This is a genomic window from Halomonas sp. AOP43-D1-4, from assembly GCF_052446175.1.
Lineage (GTDB): Bacteria > Pseudomonadota > Gammaproteobacteria > Pseudomonadales > Halomonadaceae > Vreelandella > Vreelandella citrativorans.
On the sequence record NZ_JBQSVY010000006.1, the window covers coordinates 1 to 16,529 of the forward strand.

Genomic DNA, 16,529 nt, shown 5'->3' on the forward strand with positions numbered 1-16,529 from the left:
ACCGAAGGGCGCTGCCCGTTCGATGTGGGGCGTATTCTACCCACTTTTCCTGATGGGTCAACAACTTTTTGCAATTACTTTAAAGCACTAACGCATTGATACAAGAAGCTAAGTCAATAGCCCTTATACGCTAGTCAGCCTAATACTCGACCACATCAAGACGGGCCAGCAGCTCTTGGCGCCTGGATTCCGTTGTAAAGGCTTCCTTTATGGCATTACGGTTAAGAGTCAGGAAAGCCTCTTCATCCCAGCCGAATGATTGAGCACAAGCGATGTGATTAGCCAATAGACCACCACCAAAGTAAGCCGGATCATCCGAGCTAATCGTCACATTAAGCCCTTTATCAAGAAGGGCCGGCAGAGGATGATCGGTTAAGCTATCAACCACATTTAAACTTACGTTGGATAAGGGGCATACGGTCAGCACGGTTTGCTTTTGATATAGGCGCTCCACCGCTTCGTCACTCTCCAGACAGCGGATACCGTGATCAATGCGGCACACATCAAGCAAATCCAATGCCTCAATGATATAGGAGGCCGGCCCCTCCTCTCCTGCATGAGCCACCCGAGCCAGCCCCAAATCTTGGGCGCGTTTAAAAACGGCAACAAATTTTGAGGGTGGATGGTCGCGCTCAGCACTATCCAGACCAATGGCGTCAAGCTCACTCCAGTAAGGTGCTGCCTGCTCCAGCACTTGAAGTGCCTCTTCGGCAGGCCGGTCACGCAAAAAGGCCATGATCATTCCGACACTTAAATCCAGAGACTGCTCTGCCTCTTGCTTGGCACGCAGTAATCCGGACATGACCACGTCCAGAGAAACGCCGCGCTGTAGATGTGCCTGAGGATCAAAATGTATATCGATATGGACGACACCCTCACTACTAGCGCGCTTGAAATAATCCATCGCCAAGTCATAAAAATCCTGCTCATGACGAAGAACGCTCATGCCCTGGAAATAGAGGTTCAAGAAACCCTGTAGATCTTTAAACTGATAGGCTGCCTTGGCCTCCTCGACGGAGGAATAAGGTAATTCGATACTGTTTCGCTCTGCCAGAGCAAACATAAGCTCCGGTTCCAGCGAGCCTTCAATATGCAAGTGAAGCTCGACTTTAGGGAGGTTACGTAAAAAATCCTGCATCATTTTTCCTTAACGCCCAACTCAAGCGGTTACTTACCTGAGCTGAGCTTCCCGGCACTTAAGTGCCAGTGATGGGTTATCTGTCGCGTTAGCAAGCTACCCACTTCATGGTGAACAAAGAAGATGGTGGTGCGCCCGACTAACCAGCGAGAAAGCGTGTTAGCTACTATTACGGCCGTATCATGATCAATCGCCGCAAAAGGCTCGTCTAAAATAACCACCGAAGGGTCCATGAGCAACAGCCGAGCCAGCGCCACCCGCCGCGCCTGCCCACCAGACAGTTGCTGCCCTCGCTCACCTACGGGTGTTTGCAACTGGCCTGGAAGAGATTGAGCCCACCCATCGAGCGCTACTGCTTTCAGCACATCCCAAAGCGCTTCATCATCAGCATCAGGATTCCCCAAGCGTAGATTTTCTTCCAATGACGCATCGAAAAGGTCTACCTGCTGGGTTAACAAAGCAATGTGTTGCGAACGCTCCTGCTCTGGCACAGCAGTAGGCACGCAGCCTCCTACATTAACCACACCTTTAGAAGGAGCAAGCCGCCCCGTCAAAAGCGCCGCCAGGGTACTTTTACCCGCACCTGAGCGCCCGGTAATGATAGCCCACTCCCCCGCTGCCAAATGAAATGAAACACTATCGAGCGCTGGCATCAGGCTAGAAGGATAACAATGCGTGATTTTCCGCAACTCAAGGTCAAGCTGTTGGCCGGAAAATGACTGGTGTTGACTCTGCTGGCACTCGGGCCCAAGTGCATTTAAACGCTCTGCTGCAGCGGCACTGCCCCCCAAGCGTGCGAAAGCACCCGGAAGCGGTACAAAAACCTCATTCACACTTAGAATCACCAGCAGCAACATCACCAGAATAGGCCCGGTTATTACCCCACTCGCCACCTGCACGCCACCCAGCCATACAACGCTTAACAGCAGCAACCCGGTAATAACGCTAATGAGGCTATCACCCATAGCAACGCTTCGGCCAAGGCGCCGTTGATTATCAAGCGCTGCATCTTCGTGCGCCTCCACATGCTGACGGTGCCACGCAGCGCTGCGATAGGCAATTAACTCAGCTGAGGCCTGCAACTGATCAACGACCAACCGCCGTAACCCTTCCTGGTCAGCCACTTGGCGATGACTGTGCGCATACCCCAAGCGCGCCATGCCATAGGTAACACTCGCCCACAGAACCAGCAGAACCACGCCGACCCACAGCGCTAACGCAGGCAACCAAATAGCAATAAAGAGGGTTAACCCCACAATAACTACCAAGCTAACCAGGGGTGGCATCAGCAAACGAAGATAAAGATTATCGAGAGCATCTATATCAGCGGTTAAACGTCCCAGCCAGTCACTGACACGCTCGCGCTGCAACGCCGCCTCATCCAATCGCATAAGCTGGCCAAACACGCGGTAGCGTAAATCAGCCAAGAGGCGAAGCACCGTATCGTGATTATAGAGACGTTCTATATAGCGGGCGACAGTACGTAATAGCGCAAAGAAGCGTATTCCTCCGCCAGGTACGTACACATCCAACTGAACAGGTAAGCCAAGCAAAAAAGCGATGCCCGCTAATGCACATGCGGTAATAAACCACCCAGAAAGGCCCAGCAGTGAAAGCCCCGCAGCAAGCGTTAAGCAAATAAGGAGCGCGCCGATCGCGAACCGCCTTCGACGCTTCATCATTAACGCCACCCAGGGCGACAATGCCTGGCGCGCTTGGGACAGCTCACTTTTTTGTGAGGACGCATTAGGTTGCATCACGCACCTCCTTTAAACGGCCGTCCTGCATATAAAAGTGGAGCTGAGCCGCCTTAATTGCAGCCGGGTGATGCGTTGCCATAATCACCGTACGCCCCTGTGCAGCCCATGCTAACAATGCACTAATCACAGAGGCTTCGGTTTCAGCATCCTGGCTTGCTGTAGGCTCATCGAGCAGGATTAAATCAGCATCACTTAAATAAATGCGCGCCAACGCCAGCCGCTGGGCCTGACCACCCGACAACCCTACTCCGCGCTCTCCTATCATGGTATCCAAACCATCAGGCAATTGGTTTAGAAGCTCCTCCAGACCAGCCTGGTGAAGCGCTGAAAGCATTGCGGAAGCATCGGCATCAGGGTTTGCCAGCCGCAAGTTATCCGCCAAAGTGCCATGTAACAGGCCCGGCTGCTGATCCAGCCACGCGTAACGCGGCTGAGCCAACTGAAGCGTGCCGCTTGATGGCGTCAAAAAACCGGCCAATAACGCCAACAGTGTCGACTTCCCGCTCCCGGATGGACCACTAATCGCAATGACACTGCCTTTTTTGATCGTCAGATCCATTGGCCCTAACACCCGACCGCGGATCGGATAGTCAACGCTGACATTTTGAAGCACTGCAATATCGTCATCAGTTGCAGGCTCATCAAACGTACTTCGTTGTATGCTCGACTCATTCAGCACCGTTACCAGGCTTTCTGCGGCACCTAAAGCAGTAGCACGATCATGGTAGTGCTGTGACAAGGTGCGTAACGGCTGGAAAAACTCAGGAGCGAGCAGCAATACGGCTAAGCCCGTAAAGAGCGTTAAAGAAGGTGCAGGCCCGTATTCAATATATCCCAGTAAGCCAAACCCTACGTATATCGCTACTACGGCAATGGCGACCGACGCGAAAAACTCGAGCACTGCAGACGATAAAAAAGCCAAGCGCAACGTTCGCATACTTAAACGACGGTAATCATCTGTTGCCCACCAAACGTCCTGATGAGCACTCGCCGTGCGACCAAATAGCTGAAGCGTCGACATTCCACGAACACGGTCAAGAAAGTGGGCAGAGAGCCGTGCAACCGCTGCAAACTGATCCCGATTTATACGCTCAGCTCCCATACCTACTAGCGCCATGAATAGCGGGATAATGGGCGCAGAAAGCAACAAGAAGAGAGCGACGACATAATCCAGTCGTAGCACCACCAATAGAATCAGTAGCGGTAAGAGAGAAGTAATTCTTAGCTGCGTATAGAAGCGCGAAAAATAGCCATCCAGTGCCTCTATGTTTTCTACCGCCTGCGTCGCCAAGGCGCCGCTTTGATGATAAGCCAACCACACAGGACCCAATGTCCAGCATTTATCCAGCAGTTGGCGTCGGGCGTACTGGCGGATACGCAGGCTAGCCTCCAGGCTTATTACCTCTTGCCCCCACAGGCATACTCCGCGCCCAAGCACGCACAGCGCCAGCCCTATTAATACGTTTAAAAACGGATAAGGCGCTTGCTGATCAATAACCAACTGCTCTACTAACCAGGCCAATCCCACTACAATAATAACCGTTTGAACCCCAGCTAAAATGCCAAGAAAAGCGGCGAGATTTAATCTTCGCCGCTCTAAGGTTGCCAGCATTTTTAACCAGGAGCGCGCGGTTAGCGACTGCTCCGTCATCTGATTGCCTCTGGCTTAATGATAACCTTCACCTACACGCACCTTGCCGCGAAATACCCAATACGTCCATGCGGTATACATCAGGATAAAGGGGATAACAAAGAGCACACCAATCAACAAGAAAAGCTGTGACTCAGGTGCTGACGCCGCATCCCACAAGGTGTAGTTAGGCGGCACTATCATCGGCCATTGGCTCACGATCAAGCCCAGATAGGTAAATACATAAATACCGATAGTCGCAAGAAAGGGATAGCTCTCACGGCGCTGCTTTACCGAGCGGTATACAAGAAAGGCGAAGAAGAGCGCTAGCGCTGGGAAAATCCAGATCAAGTGCAGATGACCAAACCAGCGATCCCAAACAACCGGGTTCACGAACGGCGTCCAGATACTAACAATGGCGAAGACCACCAGCACCATTGCCAACAGCATAGGCGTGATTTTATACGCCCAATCCTGTACGTGGCCTTCCGATTTCAGAATCAGCCAGGTTGAGCCCAAAAGCGCATAACCTGCCATAAGCCCCAAGCCTGTTAACACCGTAAACGGCGTTAACCAATCAAAGGCGCCCCCGGTATAAACAAAGTCTTCGGTTTGAAAGCCCTGAATATATGCACCAACCACAGCGCCTTGAGCGAACGCAGCGACCGCCGAACCCCAGGCAAAGGAGCGATTCCACCAGCGGCGGTTACGGCGCGACTTAAAGCGGAATTCAAACGAAATGCCACGAAAAATCAACCCTGCCAGCATCAAGAAAACACCGATATAGAGTGCCGGTAAGAAAATCGAGTAAACCAAGGGAAAAGCCGCTAACAAGCCAGCCCCTCCCAAAACCAGCCAAGTCTCGTTACCGTCCCAGACCGGTGCCACAGAGTTCATCATGACATCACGAGCTTCTTCATCAGGGGCAAAGGGAAATAGAATTCCCAAGCCAAGATCAAAGCCATCCATCAGTACATACATGATGACGCCGAACCCGATAATGCCAGCCCAAATAATCGACAGATCAAACATTTCCATGGTTAGCTCCTCGCCGGATCAATGTCATCATCAAAAGGGGTGTGGGCGGCAGAGAGTGGCCGCTTGGGACGGTCAGCATCCCTATTAACAGACGCCTGTTCTTGCTCAGGCAACATGCCGTTGCGAACCACCCGGGTTAGATAGTAAATACCAGCATAAAAAACCACCGCATATACCAGCACATACCCAATAAGCGTAAACAGCGCCATCCAGCCTGTTAGCGAAGGTGTCACACCCTCTGCATGAGACATGATGTTGTATACCAGCCAAGGGGACCGACCTACTTCGGTCACTATCCAGCCAGCCAGAACCGCAATGAAGGGTAAAGAAATCATGCCGACCAATGTTTTCAAAAACAGCTGACTCTCATAAATACGTTGATTGCGCCGCAAGAATAAGCCTACAAAGGAGACAGCAATCATTATTAAGGCAATGCCAACCATCACCCTAAACGCCCAAAAGACGATGGCAACAGGAGGCTGGTCTTCAGGTGGCACGGCCGTAAGCCCTGGAACTTCACCATGCAGCGAATGGGTAAGTATGAGACTGGCCACGTTAGGAATGCCAATCTCATAAAGGTTTCTCTGCGCCTCCTGGTCCGGTAGCGCAAACAAGAGCAATGGCACGCTGGTAGATGTTTCCCAGTTCCCCTCCATTGCTGCGACCTTCGTTGGCTGATATTTGAGCGTATTCAACCCGTGGGAGTCGCCCACATACGCCTGAAGAGGCGTCAGGAAAAGCAGCAACCATAAGCACATGGAAAGCGCTCGACGGTTAGCCTCTGGATCTCTTCCACGCAACAAAAACCAGGCGCTAACACCTGCCACGACAAACCCGCCGGTGATAAAAGAAGCCAGGGCCATGTGTGCAAAGCGATGAGGGAAGGAGGGATTGAAAATCGCGTCAAACCAGGAAATCACATGAAAACGATTGTCGATCAACTCAACGCCTGCCGGTGTATGCATCCAACTGTTTGCCGCGAGGATCCAGAACGCTGAAATAAAGGTGCCCAGCGCCACCAAGGCAGCCGCCATCAAATGGATACCCTGTGGCACTTTTCCACGGCCAAACAGCAATATGCCAAGGAAGGCAGCTTCAAGGAAGAAGGCTGTCACGACTTCATAACTGAGCAAGGGACCTATAAAATTGGAGGTCGCCAGAGAGAAATTACTCCAGTTCGTACCGAACTGAAACGACATCACGATTCCCGACACCACCCCCATGCCAAAAACCACGGCAAATACTTTCGTCCAGAACAGGGCTAAACGGTCCCATGCAGGATTTTGCGTCTTAAAAAAAAGTGCTTGTAAAAGCGCAATATAAGAGGCCAACCCAATGGTGAAAACCGGAAAGATCGTGTGAAAACAGATAACAAACGCGAATTGTATTCGCGACAGCATTAAGGGATCGAGTTCCATTGCACGCTCCTAACCTGAATTAATACCCCAGTTTTTGTTAACGCAAGCTTAGCTGAAACTTAAAGATTCAGCCTTTAATTATAAGCATCTAGCCTGTTTTTATTTATATTGCCATATTACTGGCTTACATCTCACTATACACCGGTCTATCTTTCGCAAAGCGTGTCGCATTGACGCACATCAAATAATGCCAATTATTCATTAAGATAATACGACAACGCTTATCATATATCCGGTATACGCAATAAAAAGCGTAAAAAGAACAGCGCCTTCGAGGCGATTAATTCGACGCGGACGTCCTTTCCAGGAAAATGCGAAGAGAACCATTAGCAGGGTCATGCAGGTCATAATGCTCCAATCACGCACCAGCACTTCCCGCCCAGCATCAATAGGTGCAATAACCCCCGCAAGCCCCACTACAGCAAGGCTATTAAACAAGTTAGAACCAACAACGTTACCCAGCACCATATCGTGCTCTTTACGGCGCAGTGCGCTAATCGAAGAAGCAAGCTCGGGCAGTGAGGTACCAACGGCTACGACGGTTAGCCCGATAATCAAGTCGCTCACGCCAAAACGTTGCGCAATTTCTACCGCTCCCCAAACCAACATACGCGAGCTTGCAACCAAAAACACCAACCCAACCAACGTCCACATAATCGCTTTACCACGCGACATGGGATTACTGTCCAGCGTCTCAGCGACTTCCTCAACCAGCGCGTCGTCCTTTTGCTTTTTTGAACGAAAGATGCTTACGCCGATAAATATGACGAGGGCCACCAATAAAAGGGCCGCTTCCCAGCGAGACACCCAACCATCCCAGAGCATAACCCCAGTGATCAGTGTGACCAGAATTAAAATCGGCATCTCTTTGCGGATGACGCTGGAGTGCACAGCTAACGGTGCAATGAGTGCAACAAAACCCAATACCAAACCAATATTGGCAATATTGGAACCATAGGCATTCCCTACTGCAAGCCCGGGATTCCCCTGCAAGGCTGCCAATACTGACACCATCATCTCAGGGGCTGAGGTACCGAATCCAATGACCAACATACCAATCAATAAAGGCGAAAGACCGAGCCAACGTGACGTTGCAGCTGCGCCATCAATAAATTTCTCAGCACTCCAGATGAGCAACACCAGTCCCATCGCTACAGCTACAAGTGGAAGCAACATGTTATTTCCTTATGGCAGAATATTAGGCACTATCGCGGCTGCATCCTTGACTAATCCTTCAGTCGGGTCAAGCATCGGGTTATGCCAGCATGGATCTATTTGGGTTTGATATAAAAAAGGCCCGGTGTTCATTCGGTTTACTTCGCATTCGCAGTGAGAGTGTCCCCTTTGCCCCACTTCCGTTTATTAAAGCGTTCCTCACTTTCCGTTAATGCGCCTCTAGTGGATCGGCAGCCACCTGAGTCTCGCGTTCAGCGTCGACGTTTACGCGCCTGCCATGAGTGCGACTGGGTATCCGCGCTGCCCCCCTTACGCTCGGGCGAAAAGGCCAGCTGCCCGCGCTGCTCACATGTACTCGTAAAACGCCACCGCTACCCCGCTCAGCGCAGTATGGCACTTGCCATTGCGGCATTAATTGCATTAATCGTGGCTATTTCGTTTCCGTTTGTAAGCTTCAGCGTTAGTGGCGTCGGCAATCGCATAGAGCTGTCACAAACGGCCACCACGTTAATTGCCTTTCACCAACCGGTCGTGGCCATTATCGTCATCATGACCATCGCTGTGCTGCCAACCCTTTATCTGCTTAGCGTTATTTGGCTGCAGCTGGGGCTTTTACACGGCAAGCCACTCGCCTATAGTCGCGACATAGCCCGCTCACTTGCCCACTTGACGCCCTGGATGATGGCGGATGTCTTTATTATAGGAGCGCTGGTAAGCCTGATTAAAATAGCCGGTATGGCGCAAATTGAGCTGGGCATCTCCTTCTGGGGTTTTTGCATCTTTGCGGTACTTTTATTAATGACCATCCAGTCCATTGATGCCGACTGGATGTGGTTTTCCCTCGAAGGAGAACCCTTGGCGCCAGAGGGCACCCAAACAGGAGCAACCGCCGCTAGCCAGCGCCTAACAGGATGTCCAACCTGTGGGCTTGTCAATTCACTCACCCCAGGACATAAATCTCGCTGCATTCGATGTCATGAGAAACTTCACTCCCGACTACCCTATAGCTTACAACGCACCTGGGCACTGCTAGGCGCAGCGACTATCATGTATATCCCTGCGAATGTTTACCCTATTATGACCACGACGAGCCTGGGGCATAGCGGCTCTTCCACCATCATAGGAGGGGTCGTTGAACTGATTCAGATGGGCTCATGGCCAGTCGCCACCGTTATTTTCGTTGCCAGTATTATTGTGCCTGTCGGTAAACTGCTGGCGCTTTCATGGCTATGTACTGTCGTTCGAGGCAACAGCCAACCCAATACCATAAGCCGCACACGGCTTTATCGCATTACCGAATTTATCGGACGATGGTCGATGGTTGATGTTTTTGTAGTGGCTATTCTGGTTGCCTTGATACGCGCTGGCTCACTTATGTCGATCACACCAGGTCCTGCCGCGCTAGCGTTTGGCTCGGTCGTGGTATTGACAATGCTAGCCGCTATGACGTTTGACCCCCGCTTAATATGGGATGCTCCTACCAAGGCAGCGTCCACATCAAATAATAGCCACTCTGGGAGCCATTAATGGGTAACGACACCCCCATAGCTAACAAGCAAGAGCCTGACATGAACAAAGCCAGGCCTTCGCCGCAATCACGTATCTCCCCTATTTGGATTGTGCCTTTTGTAGCTATCATTATTGGGTTATGGCTGGTGTACGATAATTACACCAGCCGCGGCACACTTATCACATTAACCATGAACAACGCCGAAGGTATCGAAGCGGGAAATACCTCAATCCGCAGCCGCAACGTTGAAATCGGCCTCGTGCAAAGTGTCCAGCTCTCTGAAGACCTAGGCAGCGCTGTGATTACAGCACGCATTCAGCCTCAGGCGGAAACCTTGTTGCGTGAAGATAGCCTCTTTTGGGTGGTAAAGCCTCGTATCGGGCGTGAAGGGATTAGCGGCCTGGGCACCGTACTCTCTGGCGCTTATATACAGCTTGAGCCAGGAAGCTCTGAAGAACAGCGGCGTGACTTTCCGGTAAGCGACGTCCCCCCCGTCGCCACTGCCGGAATGGCCGGTCTCAATATCAATCTCGTTAGTCAACTCGGCAATTCGTTGCGTGTCGGCGACCCGGTTTCCTACCAGGGCTATACGGTGGGCCGCGTTGAAGAAGCAAGCTTCGACCCTGAATCACGCACCATGCATCACCAGGTATTTATCGAAGAGCCCTATGCGCTACTGGTGACCGACAGCACCCGCTTCTGGTCTTCAAGCGGCATTGACCTACGCCTTGATTCAAACGGCTTTCGCGTCAACGTTGAATCACTTGAAACCCTGTTAGGAGGAGGCGTCACGTTTGGGGTGCCCGAAGACTTGCCAATGGGACGTCCTGTAGAAGCGGGCGCCAGCTTTAATCTGTACGGGGATGAGGATGATGCCCGCGAAGGTACCTTCAATCAGTACCTTGAATACGTTCTGTTAGTCGATGACACCGTTCGCGGCCTTTCACGCGGTGCGCCCGTCGAGTTCCGAGGTGTTCGCATAGGCACCGTGGCCGCTGTCCCTTGGAACTTTACATCACCACAACCGAGCTCACGCGCAAGCTTCGCCATCCCCGTACTCATTCGCCTTGAGCCCCAGCGGCTTGGCATCGAGAATTCGGATATTGATTTGGAAGTGTGGGAAGAACGCTTTAACCGCATGTTTACGCTTGGCCTTCGTGCGTCGCTTAAAAACGGTAACCTGCTAACCGGCGCTTTATTTGTGGACCTAAACTTTCAGCGAGACACCGAAGAGGACTACATCGCGTCGACCTTCTCTGGCCGCACGGTTTTCCCCACGGTGTCGGGTGGTTTTTCCCAAATCCAATCCCAAATTACCGATCTACTCGACAAGCTGAACGCGCTTGAAGTGGAGCCCTTACTGGCGGGCCTGGACAGTAGCTTACAAGCCTCTGAAAGCATGCTTAATGAAGTCCGTGGTGTCAGCGAGTCGCTCAATCAGCTTTTAAGCGACCCTGAAACTCGTGCAGTAGGCGGCAACCTCAATGCTACGCTTAATGAGCTTCAAAGCACGCTTCAGGGCGTGTCGCCTTCCTCGCCGGCTTACCAGGATCTGACGTCGGCTATCGAGCGCCTGGATCGATTAATGCGCGATCTTCAACCACTAACCCGCACACTGAACGATAATCCGCGGGCGCTGCTGTTTGATAATCTGGATACTCAAGATCCTATACCGCGTGCACCGCGCTAAACAGGGGACTATTATGCGTATACTCGTTTTAAAATCCTTATTGCTAATGTCCCTATCGCTCATACTGTCTGCTTGCGCAAGTAGTGTGACGCCCCCGGCGCGTTACATGCTACCCAGTAACGGGCTGGCCAATACACCAAGTAGCCCCCAAGGCACGCTACAGCTGCGCTCGCCACGCCTTGCTCACTATCTCGACGTCGATGGCATCGTCATGCAACTGGATGACATTACGTTGAACCAGGCGCGAGAGCACCAATGGGCTGAAAGCATCGACCGACAGCTTGCACGCAGCTTACGGACACAGTTGTCGCAAGAGCTACCGCTTATTCGCGTAGTCCGTGATGACAGCAGCCAACCTGAAGCGCTCACCCTGCGGCTTGATGTTGATCAATTTCAAGGCCGCTACGATGGTTTAGCGGTGGTGGCCGGGCAGTGGCAGCTACGCAGCCCAAGTGATGAACTGTTGGCCATGAAGAGTTTTTCTGCACAAACAATACTGGATGAGGACGGCTACCCCGCCCTGGTACGTGCCCTAAGCGCTAGTTGGGAGGATGTTGCGAGACAAATTGCCGATCAGATACGTCAGGGTAACTATTTCCATTAGCCGGTTTAAGCGGGATGAAATAACCAAAGCGCTTGAGAGCCCGCCAACCAATCACCACAAGTATGCCCGTCTGCGGTAATCTTCATGTTACACTGACGGGTATATTTTGAGTGTTGCGATAGCGTAACACCCACAGTCAATTGCCCGTCTCTTCCATACTGACCACTTTTTTTCGTTATGGTCATACGTGGCTAATCAACGATCATCGCGGCTTGGCAAGCTTTGCTGTCGCGAGGATAACCATTCTCGTCTTTTGAAAAATTACGCCTAGCAACAACGCTTTTAAGCAGCTGTTGCCTTGTTAGGTAGCTGCGGAGAACGCATGAGCTTTTCTGAACTTGGTCTGCAAGAAGATTTATTACACGCCGTTACGGCGCAAGGCTACACCCAGCCTACTCCGATCCAATTAAAGGCTATTCCTGTCGTATTAGAAGGTCGCGACTTGCTCGCAAGCGCCCAAACGGGCACGGGTAAAACGGCCGGCTTTACCCTACCCATGCTACAGCGTCTTTCCGGTGGAAAACGGCCAGGCAAACGCCAGGTGCGTGCGCTGGTATTGACGCCTACTCGGGAGCTTGCTGCTCAGGTAGGTGAAAGTGTATCCACCTATGGGAAGCATCTCTCTTTACGCTCGCACACTATTTTTGGTGGTGTAGGCCAACAGCCTCAGGTCGATGCACTTAAAGCAGGCCTGGACGTACTGATTGCCACCCCTGGCCGCCTGCTGGACCTTCAGCAGCAGGGCCACGTTGATCTTTCAGCCGTCGAAATTCTAGTGCTTGATGAAGCCGACCGTATGTTGGATATGGGCTTTATTCACGATATTAAACGTGTGCTACGCTTGGTGCCCAAACAGCGCCAAAACCTGCTATTTTCCGCCACGTTTTCGAATGAAATTCAGACGCTGGCGCAGCAATTGCTCAATAACCCCGCCCTTATTGAAGTGGCTCCACGCAACACAACCGCCGAGAAAATTCTTCAGGCGGTTTATCGCGTAGACCGCGAAAAAAAGCGCGAGCTGTTGGCACATTTGATTCAGCGCCACGGCTGGTTCCAAGTGTTGGTTTTCACCCGTACCAAACACGGCGCCAACCGACTTGCCGAACAGCTTTCAAAACAGGATATCCCTGCCATGGCTATTCATGGCAACAAAAGCCAGGGTGCTCGCACCCGCGCGCTGGGGGCTTTTAAAAGCGGTGACTTACAAGTATTAGTCGCGACGGATATCGCCGCACGTGGACTGGATATTAGCGAGCTTCCCCACGTGGTTAATTTCGACCTACCCAATGTGGCGGAAGACTACGTACACCGCATTGGCCGGACAGGCCGAGCGGGTAGCAATGGTGAAGCGGTGTCACTGGTGTGTGTGGACGAGCATGGTTTGCTGGGCAATATCGAGCGGCTGATCAAGCAAAACCTACCCAAACATATAGAACCGGGTTTTGAGCCAGACCCCACTATCAAACCAGAGCCCATTGAGAATGGTCGCCGCCAGCGCCAACCTCAAGCACGGCGCAAACCGACTAGCGATAATGGAAATGCCAGTGGCGAACGCCGTCGGCGCGCACGCCGCTAGCCTGCTAACAAGGAATATGCGAAGGTTATGCCCTCGCATATTCCACTACGTTGGCTACTACATTATCAGGGAGCGATCATGTCATCTTCTCAACTTATTAATGAATATCGGCAGTGGCTCAGTTTTCAGCGCCAAGAACAGCTTAGTCGTGAACACCAGGGAATCGCGCAACGCTTGGAAGATGCACGCGCCTCTTCAAAGCAAGTCATACAAGCCTATCGCAGCATGGCGGAGAAAGCCGCTAACGAAGGCGCTTGCTACCGGACGCTGTTCCTACGCGAGCGTGACGATAATGTAGCGCTACCTTGCGAAGGCTGGCTGTTTATTCGCCGTGTACTCAGCGAAGAAAACAGCACCCGCGTGCGCGCCACGCTAATCGAAACCTTTACCTTGGAAGATGGCATTCTGGCACCAGGTGATAAACCTGCTCTGAAAGTGACACTTGAGATTTTCGATAAGCTGGATATCAATCAAGGTATGCGCACTAGCGTCCGTGTGGACTCCATGGAAACACCACAGGATTATCACTTCATTACGCTACTGGATGCAGTCCGCGGCGATTTACGCCCTTATCTTAAGTAGGCTGCACTGATGTTATCTCGACGTTCCGTTACCTTTATTTTACTGATGGTTGTGGTGGGGCTAAATTTACGCCCCGCCCTCTCCTCAGTGGCCCCCTTGCTTACGCGTCTTCAGGAAGCTGCCGGGCTTTCACCCGCGGCTGCGGGCGTACTGACAACACTCCCCGTGCTGTTTTTAGGTTTGGCTGCTCCTATTGCGCCGCTTTTAGCAAAACGGCTAGGCAGCGAGCGGGCGCTTAGTGCTGCGCTATTACTGTTGGCTGCAGGTTTGATTCTGCGCGGTTTACCGTTGCCCGGCGTCCTATTTATAGGCTCAGCAATGGCGGGCGCCGCCATAGGCATTAGCGGCACTTTACTGCCCGCACTGGTGAAACGCGAGCTACCCGAAAGTGCTGATCTTTTGACTGGCCTCTACACGATGGCGCTCTGTCTGGGTGGTGCGTTGGGGGCGGGACTTAGCGTGCCGCTGACAGAGTGGCTGGGCAGTTGGCAGGCAAGTTTGATGAGCTGGTCGTTACTGGCGCTGTTTGCTCTTATTCTCTGGCAATGCCAAATGCCCTCGACTATCTCTCATGGTATGCCTCAGCCGCCATCTTCGGGGCTTCTTAAACTTTTACGCAAACCGCTCACGTGGCAAGTCATGCTGTTCATGGGCATTCAATCATCCATGGCATATATCGTTTTTGGGTGGCTGCCAACGCTGCTTGTCGATCGTGGCTATGATGAGGCCAGCGCGGGTTGGACAATGGCTATTTCGATCATGTGTCAACTCGTTTCAGCACTGGGGGCGCCCTGGCTTGCCCGCATGGGGTCAGACCAGCGTCCGGCGCTCTTGCTCGTACTGTTTAGTACGGCCCTAGGGCTTTGGCTGCTACTTATAGCGCCCTTAGCCTGGAAATGGCCTGGCGCCATCTTGTTAGGCCTTGGCCAAGGCGGCAGTTTTAGTCTGGCCCTTAGCCTGCTGGTATTAAGAACGGCGACATCACGCCTTGCAGGACAACTTTCCGGTTTGGTACAAGGCGGAGGATATACCATTGCCGCTATTGGGCCTTTTAGTGTCGGCTTGCTGCTCCAATCCGGCGTTCATGCTGACCAGATTGCCTGGCTTTTGATCTTGTTGGTTGGTGTTTGCTGTGGATTCGCCCTGTTGGCTGGCCGCACGCGCCAGCTGGACGATCAAAGCGGCAAGCTTCAGGTTCACCGCTACTAACCTGCACTGGAATCAAACAGGAGTTCTAGTGCTTGGCCTTCAAATATTTACGCCAGGAAATCCGTGATGAGTAGCTTCTCACCTTTAACCGCAACGGCTCCCACCCACGAACGCATTTTGGTTATTTATACGGGCGGCACCATCGGCATGCAGCAAGGTGCCAATGGGCTGACGCCCGGTGCGAACTTTACCCAACGTATGGCGACCGCGTTTGGCAAGCTCCCCATTGCCCAACAGCAATCGCTTCCTGCTTATGATGTTATTAGTTATACCACGCTGATTGATTCCAGCGCGGCGACCCCACTTCAGTGGCAGCAGTTAGCTAGCGACATCGCCACCCGGTTAACGGATTACCGGGGGTTTGTCGTGATTCATGGTACCGATACGCTTAGCTGGACGGCCGCCAGCCTTGCCTATCAATTGCAAGGCGTAGAGCGCCCCGTCGTTGTAACCGGCGCAATGCGCCCCTTGGAAGCACCAAACAGCGACGCCCTTGATAATATTCATGGCGCGCTGCGATTTGCGGCAAACGCCGAGCTTCAGGAAGTCGCTATTTATTTTGCAAACCGGTTAATGCGTGGCGTACGAGCTATAAAGCTGCACAGCGACGCACTAACAGCCTTCACCTCTCAAGGTTATCCGCTACTTGGTGAGCGAGTAGGCAATGACTTTGTTTACTATCCAAGCCGTGGGCTTGCCTTTCTACAGCGTGGCGCGCCACGCTTTGAACTCCCCAGCTACCAAGGGTTGGATAAAGGCGAAGTGGTTCGTATCGCGCTCTGGCCCGGTTTGGCCGCTTGGCAACTGGAAGCCTGGCTTGGAGATTCACGCGTTAAAGGCGCTGTTATCCAGTTGTGGGGAGCGGGCAATCTGCCTAACGATCCAGCCCTATTGAATGTACTGGCTAGCGCGGCCGGTGAGGGGAAATTGCTAGCGGCGATAAGCCTTTGCCCTGAAGGCAGCGTTCATATGGGAGCATACGCTGCGGGCGAGGGGTTAACAGATGCAGGCGTGCTCTCAGGCGATGCCATGACACCAGAAGCCACCTTTACCAAACTGGTCCATCTTTTAGCTCAACCGCTTGATGTAGAGACACAGCGGCAACGCTTTCTCGCTTCATTAGTCGGCGAACGCTAATAAGCATGGTGATATCCGTAATTTACGCTATGTTTAATCAATGCTAACCAGTTGACGGAGC

Annotated in this window: 13 protein-coding genes; 7 read left to right on the forward strand and 6 right to left on the reverse strand. The window is 52.3% G+C overall.

Annotated elements, in window-relative coordinates:
- Positions 1-139: 139 nt before the first annotated feature.
- The 6 genes from ACT3RQ_RS07690 to ACT3RQ_RS07715 all read right to left on the reverse strand — a co-directional run bounded on the left by ACT3RQ_RS07690 (position 140) and on the right by ACT3RQ_RS07715 (position 8,160).
- Positions 140-1,138: an adenosine deaminase gene (locus ACT3RQ_RS07690; protein WP_444680260.1), complete on the reverse strand. Its 999-nt coding sequence runs from the start codon at positions 1,136-1,138 to the stop codon at positions 140-142.
- 29 nt (positions 1,139-1,167) lie between these two features.
- The gene (gene cydC, locus ACT3RQ_RS07695) at positions 1,168-2,895 is read right to left on the reverse strand and encodes a thiol reductant ABC exporter subunit CydC (RefSeq protein ID WP_444680261.1); all 1,728 of its coding nucleotides are present in this window, start codon (positions 2,893-2,895) and stop codon (positions 1,168-1,170) included.
- Entirely contained in the window at positions 2,885-4,549 is a 1,665-nt protein-coding gene (gene cydD / locus ACT3RQ_RS07700; RefSeq protein ID WP_444680262.1) for a thiol reductant ABC exporter subunit CydD, read from the reverse strand. Before cydD ends, cydC begins: the two co-directional genes overlap by 11 nt.
- Before the next feature lie 15 nt (positions 4,550-4,564).
- The gene (gene cydB, locus ACT3RQ_RS07705; RefSeq protein WP_444631627.1) at positions 4,565-5,566 is read right to left on the reverse strand and encodes a cytochrome d ubiquinol oxidase subunit II; all 1,002 of its coding nucleotides are present in this window, start codon (positions 5,564-5,566) and stop codon (positions 4,565-4,567) included.
- Positions 5,567-5,568: 2 nt separating this feature from the next.
- Positions 5,569-6,984, reverse strand: coding sequence for a cytochrome ubiquinol oxidase subunit I (locus ACT3RQ_RS07710; RefSeq protein ID WP_444680263.1), 1,416 nt, complete (start codon positions 6,982-6,984; stop codon positions 5,569-5,571).
- A 201-nt stretch (positions 6,985-7,185) separates the two neighbouring features.
- The gene (locus tag ACT3RQ_RS07715) at positions 7,186-8,160 is read right to left on the reverse strand and encodes a calcium/sodium antiporter (RefSeq protein ID WP_444680264.1); all 975 of its coding nucleotides are present in this window, start codon (positions 8,158-8,160) and stop codon (positions 7,186-7,188) included.
- Positions 8,161-8,382: 222 nt separating this feature from the next.
- On the opposite strand from ACT3RQ_RS07715, the gene ACT3RQ_RS07720 reads away from it, so the two are divergent.
- The 7 genes from ACT3RQ_RS07720 to ACT3RQ_RS07750 all read left to right on the forward strand — a co-directional run bounded on the left by ACT3RQ_RS07720 (position 8,383) and on the right by ACT3RQ_RS07750 (position 16,468).
- Positions 8,383-9,687 (forward strand): PqiA/YebS family transporter subunit, encoded by a 1,305-nt coding sequence (locus tag ACT3RQ_RS07720; protein WP_444680265.1) that lies wholly within the window; start codon positions 8,383-8,385, stop codon positions 9,685-9,687.
- The gene (gene pqiB / locus ACT3RQ_RS07725; protein WP_192528291.1) at positions 9,687-11,360 is read left to right on the forward strand and encodes an intermembrane transport protein PqiB; all 1,674 of its coding nucleotides are present in this window, start codon (positions 9,687-9,689) and stop codon (positions 11,358-11,360) included. Before ACT3RQ_RS07720 ends, pqiB begins: the two co-directional genes overlap by 1 nt.
- Positions 11,361-11,373: 13 nt before the next feature.
- Positions 11,374-11,964 (forward strand): PqiC family protein, encoded by a 591-nt coding sequence (locus ACT3RQ_RS07730; RefSeq protein ID WP_444680266.1) that lies wholly within the window; start codon positions 11,374-11,376, stop codon positions 11,962-11,964.
- Between the two features lie 322 nt (positions 11,965-12,286).
- The gene (locus tag ACT3RQ_RS07735) at positions 12,287-13,540 is read left to right on the forward strand and encodes a DEAD/DEAH box helicase (protein ID WP_444680267.1); all 1,254 of its coding nucleotides are present in this window, start codon (positions 12,287-12,289) and stop codon (positions 13,538-13,540) included.
- A gap of 78 nt (positions 13,541-13,618) precedes the next feature.
- Positions 13,619-14,122 (forward strand): hypothetical protein, encoded by a 504-nt coding sequence (locus ACT3RQ_RS07740; protein ID WP_192528294.1) that lies wholly within the window; start codon positions 13,619-13,621, stop codon positions 14,120-14,122.
- 9 nt (positions 14,123-14,131) lie between these two features.
- The gene (locus ACT3RQ_RS07745; RefSeq protein ID WP_087107331.1) at positions 14,132-15,331 is read left to right on the forward strand and encodes an MFS transporter; all 1,200 of its coding nucleotides are present in this window, start codon (positions 14,132-14,134) and stop codon (positions 15,329-15,331) included.
- A gap of 66 nt (positions 15,332-15,397) precedes the next feature.
- Positions 15,398-16,468 (forward strand): asparaginase, encoded by a 1,071-nt coding sequence (locus tag ACT3RQ_RS07750; RefSeq protein WP_444680268.1) that lies wholly within the window; start codon positions 15,398-15,400, stop codon positions 16,466-16,468.
- Positions 16,469-16,529 lie beyond the last annotated feature (61 nt).